The organism is Clostridium sp. LIBA-8553 (assembly GCF_057782465.1).
In genome coordinates this window covers 969,120-988,009 of the sequence record NZ_CM173489.1, presented here as the reverse complement: position 1 = coordinate 988,009, position 18,890 = coordinate 969,120, and the positions used below count along the sequence as shown (strand labels likewise).

The following is an 18,890-nucleotide window of genomic DNA, read 5'->3' as shown; positions in this document are numbered from 1 at the left end:
CTTCTTTGCATTGCTTCTATTTCATCCTTACCAAAAGCTTCTGCCCATGTTATTGAAGTTAAAGATGAATATGCAACATAAATAGCTAAGATATTCCAAAACTCTTTTGGTGGATTATTATCAAAATATCCAATGTATTTCCCTTAGAATTCTTCCAGCTTTTACTCCTAAATCATACTGTTCATTTTTAGGTAAATCTGACAAACAAAGATTTAAAGGTTTTCCTTCTATCCATGAAAGAATCATATAAATATCATGGTTATTATTACAAAAACCAAAGGATATTGCTTTTGACATTTCAAATGAAAGTTTGTTGAACTTTTTAATAGCATCAAATTCTCTTTTTTTATCCTCTATATTAGCTATATGTGATAATCTTACTAACAATTTATTTCCTTTTTTATCTTCTACATAGTACTTTTCATCATTGGACCAACCTTCATTAATCTTTTTCACCAAGCTCCATCCTCTATAAAAAGGTATATCTATTAACTTGCTATACATGTTTATTCACCTCCACTTATAAGATTTAATCACCAAGTCGAGTCTCTCTCTCCCTCTAATTTTATCACTTATTTTAGAATTTATGTTAATATATTACTTTGTTTTTTTATATTACCAAAAAATTTAGGATAGGAACTTTTTTTAAAAGACCTATCCTATTATTTCTTAATTTTTAATTATATTATGTACCTTATTACACTTAAAGGAAAACGCTTTTGAATTTCTTCTTTAAAAAATTCTTTTATTTCTTGTATATCTTCTTTATTATAAACATATTTGCCATAACCAAATTGACCATATTTAAATTTTCTTTCTTCTTCGTTCATAGGAAGAGAGGTATCTGGAAATATTTCAATTATTCTATTTTTAGCCTTTATGGTATATCTATGACTTATAACTTCAAAACCTAAATTTTTATCTTGCTCTATTGGAATTTCGCTTCTTAGCCTATCTAAGAGGTCCTTATACTCTTCCTTCCAATTTTCATATAAAAATACTGGTGCAATTATAAATCCTAATGGATATCCTGCCCTTGCAACCTTACTAGCAGCTTCAGCTCTTACTTTTGCTGAGGAAGTTACATGCTCATAATCATTTATTACTTTGTCTGTATTTATACTAAATCTTATTTCTGTATGACCATTATGATTTAAGTTTAAAAGGCTATCTATATCATTATATTTAGTAACAAACCTAAATCTAGCAAACTCTTTTTTTCCAAAATGCTCTATGCATTTAGCTAAAGATTTAGTATATGGTTCAACAGGAATTGGATCTGAAGTTGCTGCCCCTTCAAATATTGTTACATCTGGATTTCTCTCTTCAATATATTTATCAGCTTTCTTTAAAATTTCATCTATATTAACATATACTCTAACAAAGGGTTTATCACCTAATTGAGTGTTTAAATAACAATATTCACATTGACCCATGCACCCTGAAACTAATGGTAACTGATAATGAGCAGAAGGCTTACAGCTCTGAAATTTCATACTTTTTTTAATCCCAACAACTAAGGTTTCCTTTCCTTCCCGATATTGCTGATTAGGATTTTCTCCTGGAATAGCTGACTTTACTCTATTAGATGATAAATTTATAATTTCTATTCCCTTTTTTTTAAAAATATCGTATAGTTCTTTACCTAGCTCATATTCTAAGGCCCCTTTTTCAAATATTACTCTTTTTGGAATAAACATAATAATCTTTTAGTAAAAGTACTAAATACCTTACTAAACCCTCCTCTTAGCTTTTTATGATTATTATTTCCCAATATCACTTAATAAATTTAAATATTAGCCTATATATTTATTATATTATAATTTACTTAATTGGAAATCAAAAGAAAGTGAGTAATTATATGATACAGATTTATGAAATGAATATAACAGATTTTAATACTTTTAAAAATAAGCTATTTTATATATTACATTCTAATATGTCATTAATATCTCCTACATATAATTCATATGAAGAGAATTTTATTATTTGAGAAAATAATATATACTCTCTTATTGAAAACCCAACTAGAAAAATAATCCTTATATATTTTCACCATGAGTGAATCAGAAATGTATCTCAATAACTTTGTTGATGAAAACTTAATCGAAAAAGATAATTCTACTATAGAAAAATAGCTCTTTCTATTGATATTAAAAGTTTTCCCTTATTTATAAAAAACTTTAAGGTAGAAAAAGATTCTTTAACTAAATTATTTCATTATTCATCTTCTCCAAATCTCAAACCTTTAAGTGGATGTGATGGTAGCATTTATGAAAATTACATTGGACAATATTCAGAAAATAAAATAATATTACTAAACTAAGAAGTAGCCTTTAATTTTCTTATAAAGCTACTTCTTTTTAAACTTTTATCTTTTTAGTATATATTATATTAAAATAGCCTGTACTGCCCATCTTCATTTTTTTCACATTAATATGCAATACCAATGTAAAAGTTTGAATTTTTGTGTCCAAAATATTGACATAGATCTAAATCCATCTGGCTCCTCGTTTTATATCTATTTTGTTATACCCAACACAAAACTCTTTAATATTATTTTTTCTTAAATATGGATTTTACCTCTCTTTTGACAACATCAAAAAAACTTAACGACTTAACCATGTGATTTGGATCAACATATTTTCTTACAGTACGAAGTACTTTCTTTGTTTCTTTAGACGAAAAAGAATATGTACCATTTTTCTTAGTTTTAATTGCATATCGTGGAATCCACTTTCCTTTTAACATTACTGACGCAATGACATAATCAACTTCTTCCCAAGGAATTTGAATGAATTTTCGATAATCACTAGAATTATAAAATTCAAACCCTTTATCACCAATCATTATTTTCCCATAATCCGCAAGACCTGCAAAAGATGTGGCATCAACAACTAAATCAACTTTTGTATTGAGTGATTGAACCATACATTACACCTCTTTTCTACTTAACATACACATTTATTTTATTTATATATTTCTAAAAAAATCAAGAGCTATTAAAAAAAATAGCTAAATATAATTAATGTTTTAATTATATTTAATCTTAAATTTCTTTATTTTCCTTTTAAAATTTCAAATTAAATAATTATTTTCTATTACATAATATCATAAAAATTGTTTTTCTTATTCTATTTTAGCTTATTTATAGTTAATAAAAGCCTAGGTTAAGTAAAAAATATTACACTAACCTAGGCTAAATAAACATATTACATTAAACCTATCACATGGAAAATAATACCGATTACGAATAAAGAAAGAATAATGACAATTGGAGATACTTTCTTTTTAAGTAACCACATACAAAGAAATGTTAATAATAATCCTGCAAGTCCAGGAATCAATAAATCTAAGTTATCTTGTAATGTTGTAACCTTATCAGGAGTTAATGATAATCCAGCTGCTTGTTGCAATAGGGCCTGTTTAACACCTTCTGCCCCAGCAGGAAGACTATTCCAATCAATGTAAGCACCTTGACTTAACTTAACAGATGATATTACAGGTGTAAATTTAATAGATACCCATCTATTAACTAATGACCCTAAGATGAACATACCAAGTATAGATGCACCTTTTGTAATATCTTGTAATAAACTACCTGATAAATCCTCTGTAATACGAGAACCTGCTTTATAACCAAACTCTTGTGTATACCAAGTAAATGCCATACGTATAATGTTCCAACCTAAGAAGAATATAATTGGTCCTAATATATTACCAGCCATAGCAAGTGAAGCACCTAATGCTCCTAATATAGGTCTAACAGTAAACCAGAAAACAGGATCTCCAATACCAGCTAAAGGTCCCATCATACCAACTTTAACCCCTTGAATAGTTACATCATCAACTGGTGTTCCATTTGCACGATCTTCTTCTAATGCTAATGTTACCCCAATAATAGGTGAAGCTACATATGGATGAGTATTAAAAAACTCTAAGTGACGTGTTAATGCTGCTGATCTTTCTTCTTTAGTTTTATATAATTTTTTGATGGCAGGAATTAATGAATATGCCCAACCACCATTTTGCATTCTTTCATAGTTCCAAGATCCTTGAATGAAAGTTGAACGCCACCAAATAGAAAGACGATCTTTTTTTGTTAACTTTAAATTTTTTTCCATCTTCGTCTTATCTCCCTTCTTAGTATCTATCAATAATATCGCCTATTGGATCTCCCATGTTTGATCCACCATTACCTGAGCCACCTCTTTTACTAAGTGCTAAGTAAATAAGAGCTAAAGCTACACCAATTGCACCTAATCCTATAAGTGTAAGTTGAGGAATAGTTGCTAATACAAAACCGATTGCGAAGAATGGCCATACTTCTTTTGTTGCCATCATGTTTATTACCATTGCATAACCAACAGCTACAACCATTCCACCACCTACTGCTAAACCATCTGTTAACCAAGCAGGCATAGAAGCAAGTAATGAACTTATTGGACCAGCGCCAATTAATAAGATTAATGCAGCTGGGATTGCTATACGTACACCTTGCATACAAATAGCAATAATATGCCACATTTCAACTTTTCTTATATTTCCTTCTTTAGCGGCAGCATCCATAAAATGTACAAATGCTGTAGCTATTGTACGACAAATGATTGTTAGTAATAATCCTGCAACTGCTAGTGGAATTGCTATAGCGATAGCTGAAGGAATTCCTGCTTGACCTTCTCCACTAAGAACTAGAATGATCGCAGCTGCAACAGATGCTAATGCTGCATCTGGTGCTACGGCAGCACCTATATTTGCCCAACCTAAGGCAATCATTTGAAGACTACCACCTAAGATTAAACAAGGTAGTAAGTTACCTGTAACTAATCCGATTAAAGTACAAGCAACTAGAGGTTGTTGGAATTGGAATTCATCTAGGATACCTCCCATTCCAGCTAAAAATGCAATAATAATAACTAATATTACTTGAAATATATTTAGATCCACGATTGTTAATCCTCCTTTTTCTATTAAAATAATTTATATTATTTTAATTTGTTTAACTCCTCTTGTGCTTTTTTAAGAATTTCATCCATATTTCCTTTTGAATCATTTGGAACTTTACGAACATCAAAATCTAATCCAGCATTTTTAAGTTTATTAAAAGTATCTATATCTTCTTGATTGAAAGCAAGTACTTTATTTGGTTGAACTTTTCCTGGAGAATGTGCCATAGAACCAACATTAACTGTCTTTATAGGTACTCCTCCTTCTACTGCTCTAAGTACATCTTCTGGATTTTCAAAAAGAAGTAATGCACGTTGTCCTCCAAAGTGTTCATTATCTTTTGCAAGTTTAATCATTTGATTAATCGGAACAGTATGAGCTTTAACTCCTGGAGGAGCAGCTTGTTGAATTAATTTCTTACGAAGTTCATCTTTAGCTACATCGTCTGACACAACTATAATTCTTGTTGGTCTCACAGTTTTTGTCCAAGCAGTTGCTACTTGACCATGAAGCAAACGTGAATCAATACGTGCTAAAACGTATTCAAATGATCCTGGCGCACCTACATTAGATTGTTGAGCAGAATCTACAACAGTTTTTTCAGAATCTACAGGTTCTAATGATTCTGGCTTAACTTTAACTCCTTCTCTAGCTGTTTTTATTATGCTAGCGGCAATTTCTTGTGCTGATTCCATTGAAAAACGTGAAGCATATGCTTCAATAACCATTGGTAAATTCATACCAGCTACGATTGCCCATTTATCTTTATGTTCTTCAACTAGGCTATCCGCTTGGTTAAATGGTGTTCCTCCCCAAAGATCAACTAAGAATAAAACCTCATCTTGATTGTCAAAGGATGCAATTGCTTCTTTCATTTTTGCTTTAATATCATCAGGTCCTTCACTAGGCATCAATGTAACAGCTTTTACATTTTCTTGTTCTCCAAAAATCATTGAACCAGATTGCAGTATTCCTTTAGCAAACTCCCCATGACTAGCAAGAATAATTCCTACCATATGTATACCTCCTATTTTTTATTTGTTGCGATAAAATTTACTTATTTTATCTTTATTTTACAAGCTTTACACTAATTTTACAACGATATATATTTAAATACAAATTTTATTAAATGAATAAAACAAAAAAAAATGGTGATTTATGCTAAATAAAGAGCATTTTCCTCTCTTATACCAATATTTTGAGCTATTTTAAAATATTTTACAAAAAAACTGTAGAAAAATTTGTTTTCACACAAATTTCCCTACAGTCTCTATTAGCTTTTAAAATACTTGTAAAAATATATTCTATATTTATTTAATACTTTTAAACTCAAAACCTTTGCTTTGTAAATATTCGATTATACTTGGTAATGCCTTAACTGTTTCTTCTTTTCCATAAGTATCATGCATTAAAATTACTACATTATCTGCATCAGGTCCTAAAGAATCTATACTTTTCTTAGCAAATTCAACTAATTCGGTAGCATTTTTCTTTTTCCCCTCTGCATCTCCATTTAAAGCATTCCAATCTATGTTCTCTATTCCTACTTCAAGCATTTTTTCCTTCATAGGTGTTCTATCTTGCCAAGACCAATATCCTCCTGGAAATCTAACTACGCTTGTTGAAAAATTTTCACCTAGAACTTCTTTCATTAAATCATTATTTTTATTTATGTCTGAAATTATGTTATTAACATTCATCTTTCTATTAGGATAAAGATATTTGTAATCGTGACTATATGTATGATTTCCTATAGCATGTCCATTTTTTACGATTTGCTTTAATAAATCCTTTGATTTATCACCAGCACTTATTGAGTTTCCAGTTACAAAAAAAGTTCCTTTTATATTGTATTTATCTAATATATTTAAAACTTTAGGTGTATTAGTTGTTGATGGTCCATCATCAAAAGTTAAATATGCTACCTTCTTTCCATCTTTTCTAACTGGATACTGTAATGTTCCTTTTAAAAGCCCATTAGTATATTCTGATACAAGTTTAGCATCCTCAGCATTTGGATCTTCCTCAAAAGATAAATATTCTAATTTATTTGTTTTTTCTTCATTATCTACTTTTTTCACCTCATCGGACTCTTTAGCGTCTATAACTTCTTTACTCTCCGTTGCTTCAACCTGTTTTTCATTTAATGACTTACAACCTACAAAAGTACCTAAGCATATAAGTACACTTAAAAAAAGACCAAATTTTACTCCTTTTCTCATAAGTTTATCCCCCATTCAATTAAATAGTACAAATTAATTTTACAAAAATAAAAAATTATAAAAAATACAAAACAGGAACAATTTATTTAAAATTATCTGACTTTTTCATTATATTTTAAAGATTAAAGTTTTCTTAAGAAAACATACATAATAAAAAGTTCAAAAAACATAAATTAATTAAATATCTTGCAACCACTTCTCATAAAATGCTAACTCACCTAAATACCCAAAACAATATTTTATGTATGACTGGTCTTTTTTTGAGTAAAACTGGGTGCAAATAAAAAAAGCCACTAATTAAGCAGCTTTTAGATGGTTGCCCATGCCATGTAATAATCATCTTCCTTGTCTTCGTTAAAATTAACCTTAACAATCTTATAAGAATCATCATTACAACAACAAGTCATTTTATTGCCATATTCATCATAAGTTCCTTTTTCATAATACTCTTTTAAGGAAACAAAATCATATCCTAAAGAATGTACTGTATCTTTTAAATTTTCTACTCCAGTTCCTTTTATCCCTAGCTCTTTTATTACATCGCATTGGCACTCTTCACATAGTGTCATAGCATATAAATTTAGTTCATCATCATAGAGAACTAACTCTACAGTGCCACATTGAGTTAATAAATCCTTGAGTTTTTCTTTAAACATAATATTCTCCCCCCTTAAGTATAAACATATTATTATATTTATATCCTTTAAGTAAAGATTTAATACATAATTAAATTATGTATCCTAGAAATTATTATACTCCTCTATATTTTCTCAATCAAACCTCTATAGAAATCCTAATCCTTTGAATTTATTAGATATTCTTATTTACACTAAATTTTGTTTACTTTTATACTACAAATATAAGTTATTTTTTATAGATATATTATTTTTTCTTTTGAATCTTTAAGTATTCTTTTAGCTAACTCTTTTGGTGTAAGATTCTCATTAACCCCACATTTTCCTGGCCAGAATATATAATCACTACAATTTGAACAATTTATACTATTATTTAAGAGAGATATATAATAATCAGTAGCAAACTCATCTAAATCTCCAGAGCAAATTAAACTTATTAATTCAGCCAACTCATCTTCTTCAATATGAATTCCCTTTTTAACATCATTGATTATTGCCCACTTTGCCATATATTCTAAAGTTGCATTATACTCCATACATACAAAGTCTTCAGATTCATATGAATATCCTGTTACCTTCTTTAATTCATCTAGTAATAAATCCTCCTTTTCTGTTCCTTGATAAATTAATATTTTCTCAATAATATTTTCTACCTCTTCTAATTTATCTTTATCAAATATAGGTAAATCAAAATCTACTCTCATTTTTCCTCCTATTTATATAAATATATATTCTAATAATAAAAAACAGTATCTATTAGCCATTTATAATTGAAAGATTAAAATAGATACACTATGATCTATTTTAATCTTTCAATTAAGAACTTAACAACGGCATCTTCATTGTTATTTCCTATGACTTTTGTTGCTATAGATTTCAGTTCCTCCGAAGCATTTTCTAAAGCATAACATTCATCTGCTATTTCAAACATAGGAACATCATTTTCTCCATCTCCAAAAGTTATAACTTTACTATGATCAACATAGTCTGCTAAAAACTTTATTCCATTTGCTTTAGATGCGTCTTTATTATATACATCTAAGAAATATGCTCCTTCATTATATATATCTTTATAACAGTTACCTGTGACCCCTTGTACATTCATTATCTTATCAAACAATTCTTTAGCTATAGCTTCATTATTTTCAAAAAACACAAAATTTACTATTTGATTATCTTCTAAAACATCTAAATAACTTTCAACTTTTTTAAATGACTTAAGAGGCTTATTACATCTTTCTTCATAATATTCTCTTTCAAAATCATATGTAAAATCTTTATGATATACCCATAAATAATCATCCTTTATTCCATAAAGGAAAAATGTCTTATTATACTCTTCAAGAATTTTTATTACCTCTTTAACACTATCCTTGTCTATTTCTTTTACATTTATATATTTTTTGTTTTCAATGTCATAAATTATAACACCATTCATAAGAACAACAGGTGTTTTTATATTAATTCCATCTAAAATCTCAGAAACAGTAGCTGGACTTCTAGCTGTTGCAATTGCAAAATTAACTCCTGTATTTATTAATCTATTAAGTTCTCTCTTTGAATAGTCTGATATAATTTGATCCTTATTTAATAAAGTTCCATCTAAATCTGAAACAAATAAATCCATTTACTACCTCTTTCTCTAATGTATAAACATTAATTACCTTTTTTATTTAATATACAACATATCTAAATATTATTCAAAGAAACTAAAGAAAAAAAGTCAATTAATAAAAGGATACCTTTCATAATCGACTCTTTAAACATCATTAATCATCTTTCTTTAGACACTGAATTAATAATAGATTTTTCTTTTACTCTTCTTTTATCTATTATCTTTATTACTATTTCTTACAATCAAAACTAATATGTACATTGTTATTATATTTATTAAAAATCCGAATAAATTTATATGACATGATAAAAGCAAACTAGACTTAAAATCAGCCCCTCCATGAACAAGAGTTATATATTTATATGGAAATCCAAAAGTTCTATACCCTTCAAAGTTAACTCCAGCCCTTGATATTATAGTTAATATTACTGTTAACCATGCAGATAGATTTAATAATTTTAAAGAAAACACTTTGCTTAACACTTTTTTCATAAAATCATCTCCTATATATAAGTATAATGAAAATTCTTTAAATTGAAATAAACCTTATTTATCTAAAAAAGATGTTTTTTTATATCTAAAAATTTTATTTAATCATTATAAAAAAACTAAATATATTTTTAAATTCACTTTAAAAAATTATTAAAATAATATATAAATTTTTATAATACTGATTATTATATATAAAAAGAGCCTTATTAAAATATAAACTAATAGATTTTATAACTAGTTTATATTAAGTAGACTCTTCTCTCAAAACTCTATTTAATTTTGTTTAATATTCAAAAACATTTTCTTATCATTAGTGTATATTGTTTCATTTAAACCTCTATCTTTTATATATTATAAATATTTATTATATTATTTTTTACTCATCTTTAATGATATTTCTATTATAGAATCTATAAACTGTGAATATGATATTCCCCTTTCCTCTGCACTTTGAGGAAATAAGCTTGTTGCTGTCATACCTGGCAATGTATTTATTTCTAATAGATACGGAACTCCCTCTTCAGAAACTATCATATCAACTCTAGCATACACTTCACATTCTAAAGCATTAAAAGCTTTTAATGCCATTTCTTTAACCTCATCATATAAAGACTTTTCTAAAGTTACTGGTAAATGTTCTGCTCCATTGGCTAAATACTTTTGTTCATAGTCATAAAACTCTGTTTTAGCCTTTATTTCAAGTATTGGGAAAAGTTCATTATTTAATATAGGACAAGTGATTTCTCTTCCTTTTATAAACTCTTCAATCATTACTTCCTCATCATACTTTAAGCCTTCCTTCACAGCCTCTTCTATATCCTCTTTTTTATAAATTTTAAATGTAGCAACACTTGATCCACCACTATTAGGTTTAACAAAAACAGGATAACCTATTTCATCAATTTTCTTATAATCAATATCCTCTATTGACTTAACAGTAATCCATTTAGCTGTTCTTATATTTTCATCTCTTAATATTTTCTTGCTTAAATTTTTGTCCATACATAAAGCACTACTTAAAGCTCCACATCCTGAATATGGTATATCCATTATATCTAAAAAAGCTTGTACAGTTCCATCTTCACCAAACTTTCCATGTAAAGCTAATAAGGCAAAATCTATGTCTTTTATCTTTTCTATAACATCAGTTTTATTATCTATTATGATTTTACTTACCTCATATTTTTCCTTATCTATATGATTAAAAATTGACTCTCCACTTGCTAAAGAAACTTCCCTCTCTGAAGAAATTCCTCCCATAATTATTCCGACCTTCATATTATTATCCTCCAAATATAAATAACTAAAATCTTTACTCTATAATATTATTATAAGATTTTAATATATAAAGGTAAGAGCCACTTAAGCCGAAAATTTACACAACAGTGGTTTACTGCTATGACATATCAACCCATATTCTATACTTTTTACAATGTAATCATCTATTTAATAACCAATCTTATCTCCAAAATTTCAAGCATATATTATATAAAACACTTAAATTCAATAACAATATTAATAATTAAAGGAGATATTCTATGAATAAAGAAGCTAACTCAAAGTTACTCCTATGTATTTTAGGAAGTATTATACTAATTCTACTTCAATTACCAATAATTCATGATGCACTTTTCAATATATTTGGTGGTGGGAGCGGAGCAAATGCATTTACTAATACCATATATAACATAAAAAATTTACTATCATTCACTGGTACAATACTTTTAATGATTTTCTCAATTACACTAGTAGTTAAAAACATAAACTTTTTAAAATAATCAAAAGCTAATAAAAAAATGATATTAGCCAGAAATCGTTAAGAGCTGACTAATATCATTCTTATTAACTTTTTAAAATCTTATCTAGCAGTTCTTACTGTTATTGTATCTCTTTCTGAAATTTCTCCATTAGAATACTTAGCTGCTACTTTGAAGTTATAGATTGTATGTCTATTTAATTTTTCAACTGTGAATTCAGTTTCATTCATTGAAACTTCTCCAACTTTCTTGTTATCTTTATAAATTATATATCCATCTAATCCATAAGTATTCTCAGGTACATCCCAAGCAAGTGTTACGCTCTTCTTTTGAACATCAATAGTTCTAAGATTTTTTGGTGCACCCTCCTCTATTTCCATTTTGATTTCTCCAAATCCTGAGTATGGAATTTCAATTCTTCTAGCTTTTTTACCTTCTGATTTAATTTCTAGTACAAATACTCCACCCTCTGGATTCACAGGTATTCTATCTAATGTAGCAATGTCTCCACCTTTAGCTACAGGTACACTAACCTTATCTGGGAATATCGAATCAGAACTACTAAATATGCTTACTACATCTCCAGCTTCTAAATCTTTTATTTTTATAGTACCATAGTTAGGATTTTCTCCATTCATTCCTGGAGCTTTATATGGAGTTAATTCAAATCTTTCAGGAGCTTTTGAGTATTCCCAATCTTCTCCTTCAAAAGCAACACTCATTCTTAAACTTTCTTCTTTTCCTTCTTCAACTATTCCATAATAAACTCTTCCACCATCTTTACCAAAGTCTAAACCTTCAAACTTAGCTTCTCCATTAGCATCTATAGTAGAAGTTGCAAAAGGAGTCTCATCATCTAATGATTTATAAAGATTAACTGTTTGTCCTTCTTTACCTCTTGTAACTAATACAGAGTCATTAGCTCCATTGTTATTTTTAGCATCTACAAATCTCATTGGAATTTCAACTGTCTGATCTACAAATGTATCCTCATAAAGTTGGAATTCATATATTCTTATAGCACCCCAAGGAGAGTTACCTGAATCATCAATTCTAAGTCTTAAATGTTGTGCAACTATTGGTTCTGCTAAGTTTCTATCTGTAATAGCATCTTCATTTCCAGTTACAACATCAACCTCTTGATAAGTTTGTCCTCCATCATATGAAACTTCTAAAGCAAAATCATTTGTATTCATATCTTTTGCTTCTCCACCAGCTTCAGCATGTTTAACAACCCATCTTTGAATATTTTTTGGCTCTTGTAGATCAATTGTTAACCATCCACTCTTAGCTCCAGCTGCACACCATTTACTGTTATTATCAACACTTCCATCTACAGCCTTAAGACCTGGTTCTGCTGCACCTTCAGCACTTGTTTCAACTGGTTTATTTAATGCAAAGTTTACAAGCTCTTTTTTCTCTGGAATTTCTGTAGCATCATGAGGAATTCCCCAATTAAATGTTACTTTCTTTCCTTCTCCTCTATTGTAATTTACATCTACAGGAACTACTTCAATATCAAATTCCATTTCTTCTCCATATCTACTAAACTCTTGAACATAATAAGCATCATTTGGAGTTGCTCCCATAAGTTCTCTAGATCCATCTGGTTTAATTCTATATATTTCATAAAAAGCTAAATCTTCATTATTTCCAGCTTCTAATCCATCCCAGTATATTCTAGCCTCTGCACTGTTTGCATTGTGAACCATTGTTTCTTCTAAGACAACATCACTATTTTTTAATCCTTTATTATTTTCAGCAGTTTCTTCTATAGATATTTGTCCTACATTCATTTTAAAGTTTTCAATGTCTTCACTGCTTTCAAATTTTAATGATATTGCAGATATTGTTTTACCAACATGCTCTCCTAAAGGTATTTTAACTTCTGTCCACTCTCCATTACTTGCTGTATTTACATCAAAGAATGTAAAGTTTTCCTCATCATAATTTTCTCCAAAACATAATCCAACCTTCATATTAGGAACAGACTCTGTTTTATAAACAATTGATAATTCCGTTGAGTTATTTTCTATAGCTAAATCTGTACTATATAGTTTTATATGATTTGGATTTGCAGCCTCTAAATTTCCCTCAATCTTTAATGAACTTCCTCCATTGTATGCAGTTTTAAAATCAAAATCTGGTGTAAGTTTTGAACCATTTGATTCAACTATCCATCTCCAAGTTGGTAAATAGTCTTGTATTGCTCTATTATTCCACTCTTCATCTCTTGAAAGTGAACCATCTATATAATAATCTTCTCCATGCCCTAGGTTGAAGTTTGTCACAAATGGTAAGTCATTTATTGCCGATCTATCTGGAACATAATTAGCTAATCCAACCCAGTCCTGTTCTGTATCTGACTTTGAAGGATCTCCTGTTGGTCCTATCCAGAATTTTTGATCATGCTTATAGAAATCATAAACATCCTTAGCCATTGAAAATGTTGAGTTTGGAGTATACATAGCCAATGAAAGTCTAAGCTTTCCATCCTCATCTAATAAGTAATCATCATTAAATGGTGTATTATATGCGTTTTGTTGAACATCTAATCCTGCATAAACATCAAAAGGACTTCTTCCTAATGCTGTTGCAGTATTAACTGTAGTCTCTATCTTTTCTGGAGTCCAGTTATAATTTAAGAAAAATTCATCAGTTGTTCTATTTTCTCCATTTTGGAAGAAAGGAGCATTCTTCTCATTTAGAGCATCTTGCCATTTAACATTTCCATCAACAGTCATAGAATCATACCAACCTATAACCATATTTGGAGCTTTCTTTTTAATATATTCAAGCATCTCTACCATAGTATCTGCGTCTTCTTTTACACAACCATAAGATTCTTGGTTAAAGAAGTATCCATCAAATCTATAATAATCTGCTATCTCAATCATCTTATCTGCCACAGGAAAGTTTCCATTTTCATCTTTCTGAAGAAATGCTCTTACTTGTTCAGCATATCCTTCTCCTGGCCCCCATGGGAATCCTATTGTAGCTAAAACTGGAACACCGTTTTTATGTGCATTATCAACTACATCTGGAGTTGGAAGTGCAAAGATTCCTCTACTTGATCCTCCCCAATAAACATATGAATTTACATACTGCCAATATGAGAACACATATGCATCCATTGAATCACTACCTTGTGATGGTGCCTTGTCTACATACGGATTAGTCAAAGCAACATTCATTATTTTTGCTTCTGGATGAGCATTTTCATTTACTATGTCTCCCATAAATCTGTCTTGAAGTTCAATACTTGCTCTGTTATACTTCGCGTCTGGATCACTTTCTGGATTCCAGTTTAATAAAGTCTCAATACTGTAAACTTCTCCTAATGGTGCTAATGATTCCTTTTGGTCATATGGAATATTTGGTGAAGCCTTAACTTCAACTCCTCCAAAACCAAATAGTGAAGTTGTTACTGATGCCATACATAAAACTGCTAGCAAACGTTTACTCATGATACCTCTTTTTCTCATTCTTTTATCCCCCTAAAAATCTAGTATTACTTTTATGACTTTATATTTATATTCAATAAACTCACATAATATTACAAAAAAGTAAAACTTTTTTTCAAAAAAAATTTTTTCTTCCATGAAATCACTCCCTCTTTTTTGGAAAATATTGTCCTAATATGTTTAAATTGGTTCAAAAATATACTATAATTAGATATATATAACTGTTTAAATATTACTTATTACTTCTCTGTTACACTAATTAAATTTAAGTTTTCATTTAATAATATTTTTTTAAAATATCACATTTAAATCAATAGAACTGTTTTAGACTATTATTGATTTTGAAATAAAACTGCGAGATTATCTTAATACGCAATTAGTGTTGCAATTAATAAATACCATAAAACTTTATAAATATATTAAACAAATGATATTAATCATACGCTTATTTTTTATTGCTAAAACTTATCAAAAACTTTAGTAATCAAAAGTAAGTGTGAAAGGAGAAAATATTATGGTTTTAATTCTTATTCTTATAGTTGGATTAATGTTTTTATTTATAGGTCTTTATATATTTAAAAATAAGAAATTTAAACTTGGATATTATCTTTTCTACTTCAAGAGGATTGAAAACTACTATGACGTAAATAAAATAAAAAATAAAGATAATATTACAACTTTAATAAGCATGACTTTCATAATAATCGGTACTATTTTAGTGCTAACAGAATTTATGTTTTTTATTTTTAAATTTGAAGATGCTTATTTATTAATTCCTGTTGTAGGTTGTTTTATATATTACATAATAGAAATGCTTGAAATCAATAAAAAACTATCTAAGTAATATTTAAAAGCAAAAAAGGGCTGTATGAAAACCTAATAATAAAACTTATTTTGATACACGCCCTTTTTATATTAAAGTTAAATCATAACTCAAATTTAATATAAACTTATTTTCGTTCTTTATAAAATATTATTTCATTTAATTTTAAGGCTCTGTTTTAGGTGACTATTGCTTTAAAACAGAGCAAAATTTAAATATTCTTCACTTGTAACATCAAGCTATTTATAATAATGTTTATTAAAAAGAAATAATAGCAATAAATTGTAAAGAATATTATATTAAATAACTTATAATTTATTAACATCTTTTTTAAGTCCTTAAATATTCCAATTATAAAAATGATCCAATAAGGTCCTAATACCATAAATGAAATTGCTATTTTATCAATAATAGAAACTTCTTCTCTCCCCATATCACTAAACCATATTGCAGCTAAATTAGTACCTAATATAAATGGAATGAACAGTATTGAAACTACTATTATTGTTATTAAATTTATCTTATTAAAAATAGTTTTATTAAACTTCATTTACCACTTCTCTCTCAAAAATTATTTCATAAGCATAAGTAACATTAATACCTGTTTTTTCATTAATTGGAGTAACTATTTGTTTCAATCTCCATCCATTTTTAGCTTCTTCTTTTATAACCTCTTTACATTTTTCAAAGGAATCCCCTCTTTTAGCCTTAAAAGACTTATCTACTGGTACGTTTATAAACTTATATTCATACATATAAAAATCTCCTTTTATTCCATAACTTTATTCACTATTTAATAATATAATAACTATATATACTATTCTTAAATCAATATTATATAGTTATCCTTGCCATTATAATTTCATCAGCATATTCTCCATTTTTCAAAGCTGATTTTACTTTTATTCCCTCTTCTACAAATCCAAATTTCTTATATAAATTTATTGCTTTACAATTATCTCTAAATACGCATAATTCTAATCTTATAATATTAAGATTTTCACTTAAACTTATTAATTTCTTCATTAATAAACTTCCTATCCCTCTGTTTTGATATTTACTATTAACCATTAATGTTATTGCCGCCACATGTCGCTTTCTTAAATTACCATGATTCATTAATATTCCTAAACCTACAACTTTTCCAGACTCTTCAGCAACGTACCAATACTGGTTCTCACCCCTATTTATAATCTTTTCTTTAATTAATTCTTCTTCTTCATCTTTATTTGAAAGTATGTTTTCCATAACTCCAACCATTTTTCTAATTCTGCTAATTTCCTTGAAGTCATCTACATTAACTTCTCTAATATCTAAATTCATATTTTATTCCTCTCCAAATTAATTCTTATACATATACTTTAATTTCATACTAATCGTTAAATATATTTTTTAATTAAAAACATTTTTTCATATATATACTTATTAATAAATATGATATTATATATCATATTCCAATTTAAACCAATTAAGTGTTATTATATCATAAAATATATTAAATTTTAGTTATATAACATTTTAAATTAGGGGGATTCAAATGAATAATACAGTTGTTATTTACAAATCTAAATATGGCGCTACTAAAAAATACGCACAATGGATTAGTGACAGTTTAAATACAGAAATTTTTGAAAGTAGTAAAATCAATATGAAAGATTTATTAAAATATAAGAACATAATATATGATGGTGGACTTTATGCAAGTGGAATTTTAGGATTTTCTTTAATATCTAAAAACTTTAACAAATTGAAAGATAAAAATATAATATTATTTACTGTTGGTTTAGCAAATCCAAGTAATAAAGAACAATTTAATCCTATTTTAGAAAAGAATTTATCTGAAGAAATGAGAAAGAAAATTAAAACTTTTCATTTTAGAGGTGCTATTGACTATAAAAGATTAAGTTTTATTCATAAATCTATGATGGCTATGTTAAAAAAATCTGTAGAAAGATTAGATGAAAATAAAAGAGATGAAGAAACAAAAATGATGTTAGAAACCTATGGACAAATTGTAGATTTTACTGATAAAGCTTCAATTATCCAATTAATTGATTACTTTAATCAACTACAAAAAATTTAGTCTTTTTAAATTAAATAAAACTTTTAAAAGGAGTTGTTTTTTTGAATAATAGTTACATGATTAAAAAAACTTTTATTTTATTTCTTACACTTACATTATGTAGCTTAATACAGTGCTATTTAAATTTTAAATTTACTAATATGTCTTTTTTTCCTTTAATATTAATTTCATTATCAATATACTTGCTTGTATTTAAAGGAATTTCTATAAAGGAACAATTTTCGATAGTCAAACCAACTATATTTTTAAATAAATCTATTCTCAAAAGCATTGCTTTTTACATCATTTTTATAATAATTTTATTTTTTGTTCCTGCATTAATACTATTTCCGCCTAATCCATATGATAAGTTAAATTGGACTGCTTTATTTATTAACTCACTTTATTTATTAACTGGTGCTTTTCAAGAAGAAATTGTTTTTAGAGTTTATGCTTTTCACTACTTAAGGAAATTTTGCTTAAAAAAACAAATAATTATTTCAAGCTTTATTTTTTCTATTATTCATTTAATAACACCTATTCTTTATGGTGATTTATTACGTTTTGAATCAATTAGAATTCTATTGTTTACATTCTCAGCAGGCCTATTTCTAGCTGTAATATATGCTAAGAATAAAAACTTAATACAAATTTCTTTAATACATTTATCTATTAATTTAGCATCAAGCTTAATCTCTATATTTTTTATAGATGTACTTTCAATAAACTTATTTAGTGTAGTAATATCTTTTATATTATTAATTTCTTCTTTTTCAATCTTTAAGTCCATAATATCAAATACTAATTTTAATAAAAGCATTAATAATATTCCTGAAATATTTTAGAGAAGTCCTTATAATCATTTAATATTAT

Annotated in this window: 20 protein-coding genes; 4 read left to right on the top strand and 16 right to left on the bottom strand. The window is 27.6% G+C overall.

Translation table 11 applies throughout. The annotated features are described in order from the left end of the window. Positions 1–120: 120 nt before the first annotated feature. The 12 genes from AC2JAQ_RS04210 to AC2JAQ_RS04155 form a co-directional block, all read right to left on the bottom strand. Positions 121–504 (bottom strand): phosphotransferase family protein, encoded by a 384-nt coding sequence (locus AC2JAQ_RS04210; RefSeq protein WP_488458057.1) that lies wholly within the window; start codon positions 502–504, stop codon positions 121–123. A gap of 176 nt (positions 505–680) precedes the next feature. Beyond that, the gene (gene splB, locus AC2JAQ_RS04205; protein ID WP_488458056.1) at positions 681–1,700 is read right to left on the bottom strand and encodes a spore photoproduct lyase; all 1,020 of its coding nucleotides are present in this window, start codon (positions 1,698–1,700) and stop codon (positions 681–683) included. Positions 1,701–2,556: 856 nt separating this feature from the next. Further along, positions 2,557–2,931, bottom strand: a complete 375-nt coding sequence (locus AC2JAQ_RS04200; RefSeq protein ID WP_488458055.1) for a DUF956 family protein — start codon at positions 2,929–2,931, stop codon at positions 2,557–2,559. A 281-nt stretch (positions 2,932–3,212) separates the two neighbouring features. Continuing rightward, on the bottom strand, positions 3,213–4,124 hold the full coding sequence (locus AC2JAQ_RS04195; protein WP_488458054.1) for a PTS system mannose/fructose/sorbose family transporter subunit IID: 912 nt from the start codon (positions 4,122–4,124) through the stop codon (positions 3,213–3,215). 19 nt (positions 4,125–4,143) lie between these two features. Then, positions 4,144–4,947 carry a PTS mannose/fructose/sorbose transporter subunit IIC gene (locus AC2JAQ_RS04190; protein WP_488458053.1) on the bottom strand — a complete coding sequence of 268 codons (804 nt, stop codon included), beginning with the start codon at positions 4,945–4,947 and terminating at the stop codon, positions 4,144–4,146. A 38-nt stretch (positions 4,948–4,985) separates the two neighbouring features. Beyond that, positions 4,986–5,963: a mannose/fructose/sorbose PTS transporter subunit IIA gene (locus AC2JAQ_RS04185; RefSeq protein WP_488458052.1), complete on the bottom strand. Its 978-nt coding sequence runs from the start codon at positions 5,961–5,963 to the stop codon at positions 4,986–4,988. Positions 5,964–6,257: 294 nt separating this feature from the next. Further along, positions 6,258–7,169, bottom strand: coding sequence for a polysaccharide deacetylase family protein (locus tag AC2JAQ_RS04180; RefSeq protein WP_488458051.1), 912 nt, complete (start codon positions 7,167–7,169; stop codon positions 6,258–6,260). A gap of 308 nt (positions 7,170–7,477) precedes the next feature. Then, positions 7,478–7,825 carry a hypothetical protein gene (locus AC2JAQ_RS04175; RefSeq protein WP_488458050.1) on the bottom strand — a complete coding sequence of 116 codons (348 nt, stop codon included), beginning with the start codon at positions 7,823–7,825 and terminating at the stop codon, positions 7,478–7,480. Between the two features lie 215 nt (positions 7,826–8,040). Beyond that, positions 8,041–8,508, bottom strand: coding sequence for a hypothetical protein (locus AC2JAQ_RS04170; protein WP_488458049.1), 468 nt, complete (start codon positions 8,506–8,508; stop codon positions 8,041–8,043). A gap of 95 nt (positions 8,509–8,603) precedes the next feature. Continuing rightward, on the bottom strand, positions 8,604–9,431 hold the full coding sequence (locus AC2JAQ_RS04165) for an HAD family hydrolase (RefSeq protein WP_488458048.1): 828 nt from the start codon (positions 9,429–9,431) through the stop codon (positions 8,604–8,606). A gap of 198 nt (positions 9,432–9,629) precedes the next feature. Beyond that, complete coding sequence (locus AC2JAQ_RS04160; RefSeq protein ID WP_488458047.1) at positions 9,630–9,911, bottom strand: hypothetical protein; 282 nt, start codon at positions 9,909–9,911, stop codon at positions 9,630–9,632. A 369-nt stretch (positions 9,912–10,280) separates the two neighbouring features. Beyond that, positions 10,281–11,189 carry a D-alanine--D-alanine ligase gene (locus AC2JAQ_RS04155; RefSeq protein WP_488458046.1) on the bottom strand — a complete coding sequence of 303 codons (909 nt, stop codon included), beginning with the start codon at positions 11,187–11,189 and terminating at the stop codon, positions 10,281–10,283. A 260-nt stretch (positions 11,190–11,449) separates the two neighbouring features. Between AC2JAQ_RS04155 and AC2JAQ_RS04150 the strand changes: the two genes are divergently transcribed. Next, complete coding sequence (locus tag AC2JAQ_RS04150; RefSeq protein ID WP_488458045.1) at positions 11,450–11,689, top strand: hypothetical protein; 240 nt, start codon at positions 11,450–11,452, stop codon at positions 11,687–11,689. 80 nt (positions 11,690–11,769) lie between these two features. Here the strand turns inward: AC2JAQ_RS04150 and AC2JAQ_RS04145 are convergent, their stop codons facing one another. Next, positions 11,770–15,153: an endo-beta-N-acetylglucosaminidase gene (locus tag AC2JAQ_RS04145; RefSeq protein ID WP_488458044.1), complete on the bottom strand. Its 3,384-nt coding sequence runs from the start codon at positions 15,151–15,153 to the stop codon at positions 11,770–11,772. A gap of 493 nt (positions 15,154–15,646) precedes the next feature. Between AC2JAQ_RS04145 and AC2JAQ_RS04140 the strand changes: the two genes are divergently transcribed. Next, the gene (locus AC2JAQ_RS04140) at positions 15,647–15,976 is read left to right on the top strand and encodes a hypothetical protein (RefSeq protein WP_488458043.1); all 330 of its coding nucleotides are present in this window, start codon (positions 15,647–15,649) and stop codon (positions 15,974–15,976) included. A gap of 190 nt (positions 15,977–16,166) precedes the next feature. On the opposite strand, the gene AC2JAQ_RS04135 is transcribed toward AC2JAQ_RS04140, so the two are convergent. The 3 genes from AC2JAQ_RS04135 to AC2JAQ_RS04125 all read right to left on the bottom strand — a co-directional run bounded on the left by AC2JAQ_RS04135 (position 16,167) and on the right by AC2JAQ_RS04125 (position 17,278). Continuing rightward, positions 16,167–16,505: a hypothetical protein gene (locus AC2JAQ_RS04135; RefSeq protein ID WP_488458042.1), complete on the bottom strand. Its 339-nt coding sequence runs from the start codon at positions 16,503–16,505 to the stop codon at positions 16,167–16,169. Then, positions 16,495–16,710, bottom strand: a complete 216-nt coding sequence (locus AC2JAQ_RS04130; RefSeq protein ID WP_488458041.1) for a DUF4177 domain-containing protein — start codon at positions 16,708–16,710, stop codon at positions 16,495–16,497. The genes AC2JAQ_RS04135 and AC2JAQ_RS04130 overlap by 11 nt, the downstream gene beginning before the upstream one ends. A gap of 79 nt (positions 16,711–16,789) precedes the next feature. Next, complete coding sequence (locus AC2JAQ_RS04125) at positions 16,790–17,278, bottom strand: GNAT family N-acetyltransferase (protein WP_488458040.1); 489 nt, start codon at positions 17,276–17,278, stop codon at positions 16,790–16,792. Positions 17,279–17,492: 214 nt separating this feature from the next. Here AC2JAQ_RS04125 and AC2JAQ_RS04120 point away from each other — a divergent pair, with 214 nt between their 5' ends. Further along, entirely contained in the window at positions 17,493–18,038 is a 546-nt protein-coding gene (locus AC2JAQ_RS04120) for a flavodoxin domain-containing protein (protein ID WP_488458039.1), read from the top strand. Positions 18,039–18,094: 56 nt separating this feature from the next. Continuing rightward, positions 18,095–18,862 carry a CPBP family glutamic-type intramembrane protease gene (locus AC2JAQ_RS04115; RefSeq protein ID WP_488458038.1) on the top strand — a complete coding sequence of 256 codons (768 nt, stop codon included), beginning with the start codon at positions 18,095–18,097 and terminating at the stop codon, positions 18,860–18,862. The last annotated feature ends 28 nt before the right edge of the window (positions 18,863–18,890 follow it).

Coding starts and splice junctions, on each gene's coding strand:
- AC2JAQ_RS04165 (WP_488458048.1), bottom strand. CDS start 9,431: ATGGATTTATTTGTTTCAGATTTAGATGGAACTTTATTAAATAAGGAT.
- AC2JAQ_RS04180 (WP_488458051.1), bottom strand. CDS start 7,169: ATGAGAAAAGGAGTAAAATTTGGTCTTTTTTTAAGTGTACTTATATGC.
- AC2JAQ_RS04170 (WP_488458049.1), bottom strand. CDS start 8,508: ATGAGAGTAGATTTTGATTTACCTATATTTGATAAAGATAAATTAGAA.
- AC2JAQ_RS04175 (WP_488458050.1), bottom strand. CDS start 7,825: ATGTTTAAAGAAAAACTCAAGGATTTATTAACTCAATGTGGCACTGTA.
- AC2JAQ_RS04145 (WP_488458044.1), bottom strand. CDS start 15,153: ATGAGAAAAAGAGGTATCATGAGTAAACGTTTGCTAGCAGTTTTATGT.
- AC2JAQ_RS04140 (WP_488458043.1), top strand. CDS start 15,647: ATGGTTTTAATTCTTATTCTTATAGTTGGATTAATGTTTTTATTTATA.
- AC2JAQ_RS04150 (WP_488458045.1), top strand. CDS start 11,450: ATGAATAAAGAAGCTAACTCAAAGTTACTCCTATGTATTTTAGGAAGT.
- AC2JAQ_RS04135 (WP_488458042.1), bottom strand. CDS start 16,505: ATGAAGTTTAATAAAACTATTTTTAATAAGATAAATTTAATAACAATA.
- AC2JAQ_RS04155 (WP_488458046.1), bottom strand. CDS start 11,189: ATGAAGGTCGGAATAATTATGGGAGGAATTTCTTCAGAGAGGGAAGTT.
- AC2JAQ_RS04185 (WP_488458052.1), bottom strand. CDS start 5,963: ATGGTAGGAATTATTCTTGCTAGTCATGGGGAGTTTGCTAAAGGAATA.
- AC2JAQ_RS04160 (WP_488458047.1), bottom strand. CDS start 9,911: ATGAAAAAAGTGTTAAGCAAAGTGTTTTCTTTAAAATTATTAAATCTA.
- splB (WP_488458056.1), bottom strand. CDS start 1,700: ATGTTTATTCCAAAAAGAGTAATATTTGAAAAAGGGGCCTTAGAATAT.
- AC2JAQ_RS04200 (WP_488458055.1), bottom strand. CDS start 2,931: ATGGTTCAATCACTCAATACAAAAGTTGATTTAGTTGTTGATGCCACA.
- AC2JAQ_RS04120 (WP_488458039.1), top strand. CDS start 17,493: ATGAATAATACAGTTGTTATTTACAAATCTAAATATGGCGCTACTAAA.
- AC2JAQ_RS04210 (WP_488458057.1), bottom strand. CDS start 504: ATGTATAGCAAGTTAATAGATATACCTTTTTATAGAGGATGGAGCTTG.
- AC2JAQ_RS04125 (WP_488458040.1), bottom strand. CDS start 17,278: ATGAATTTAGATATTAGAGAAGTTAATGTAGATGACTTCAAGGAAATT.
- AC2JAQ_RS04115 (WP_488458038.1), top strand. CDS start 18,095: ATGATTAAAAAAACTTTTATTTTATTTCTTACACTTACATTATGTAGC.
- AC2JAQ_RS04195 (WP_488458054.1), bottom strand. CDS start 4,124: ATGGAAAAAAATTTAAAGTTAACAAAAAAAGATCGTCTTTCTATTTGG.
- AC2JAQ_RS04130 (WP_488458041.1), bottom strand. CDS start 16,710: ATGTATGAATATAAGTTTATAAACGTACCAGTAGATAAGTCTTTTAAG.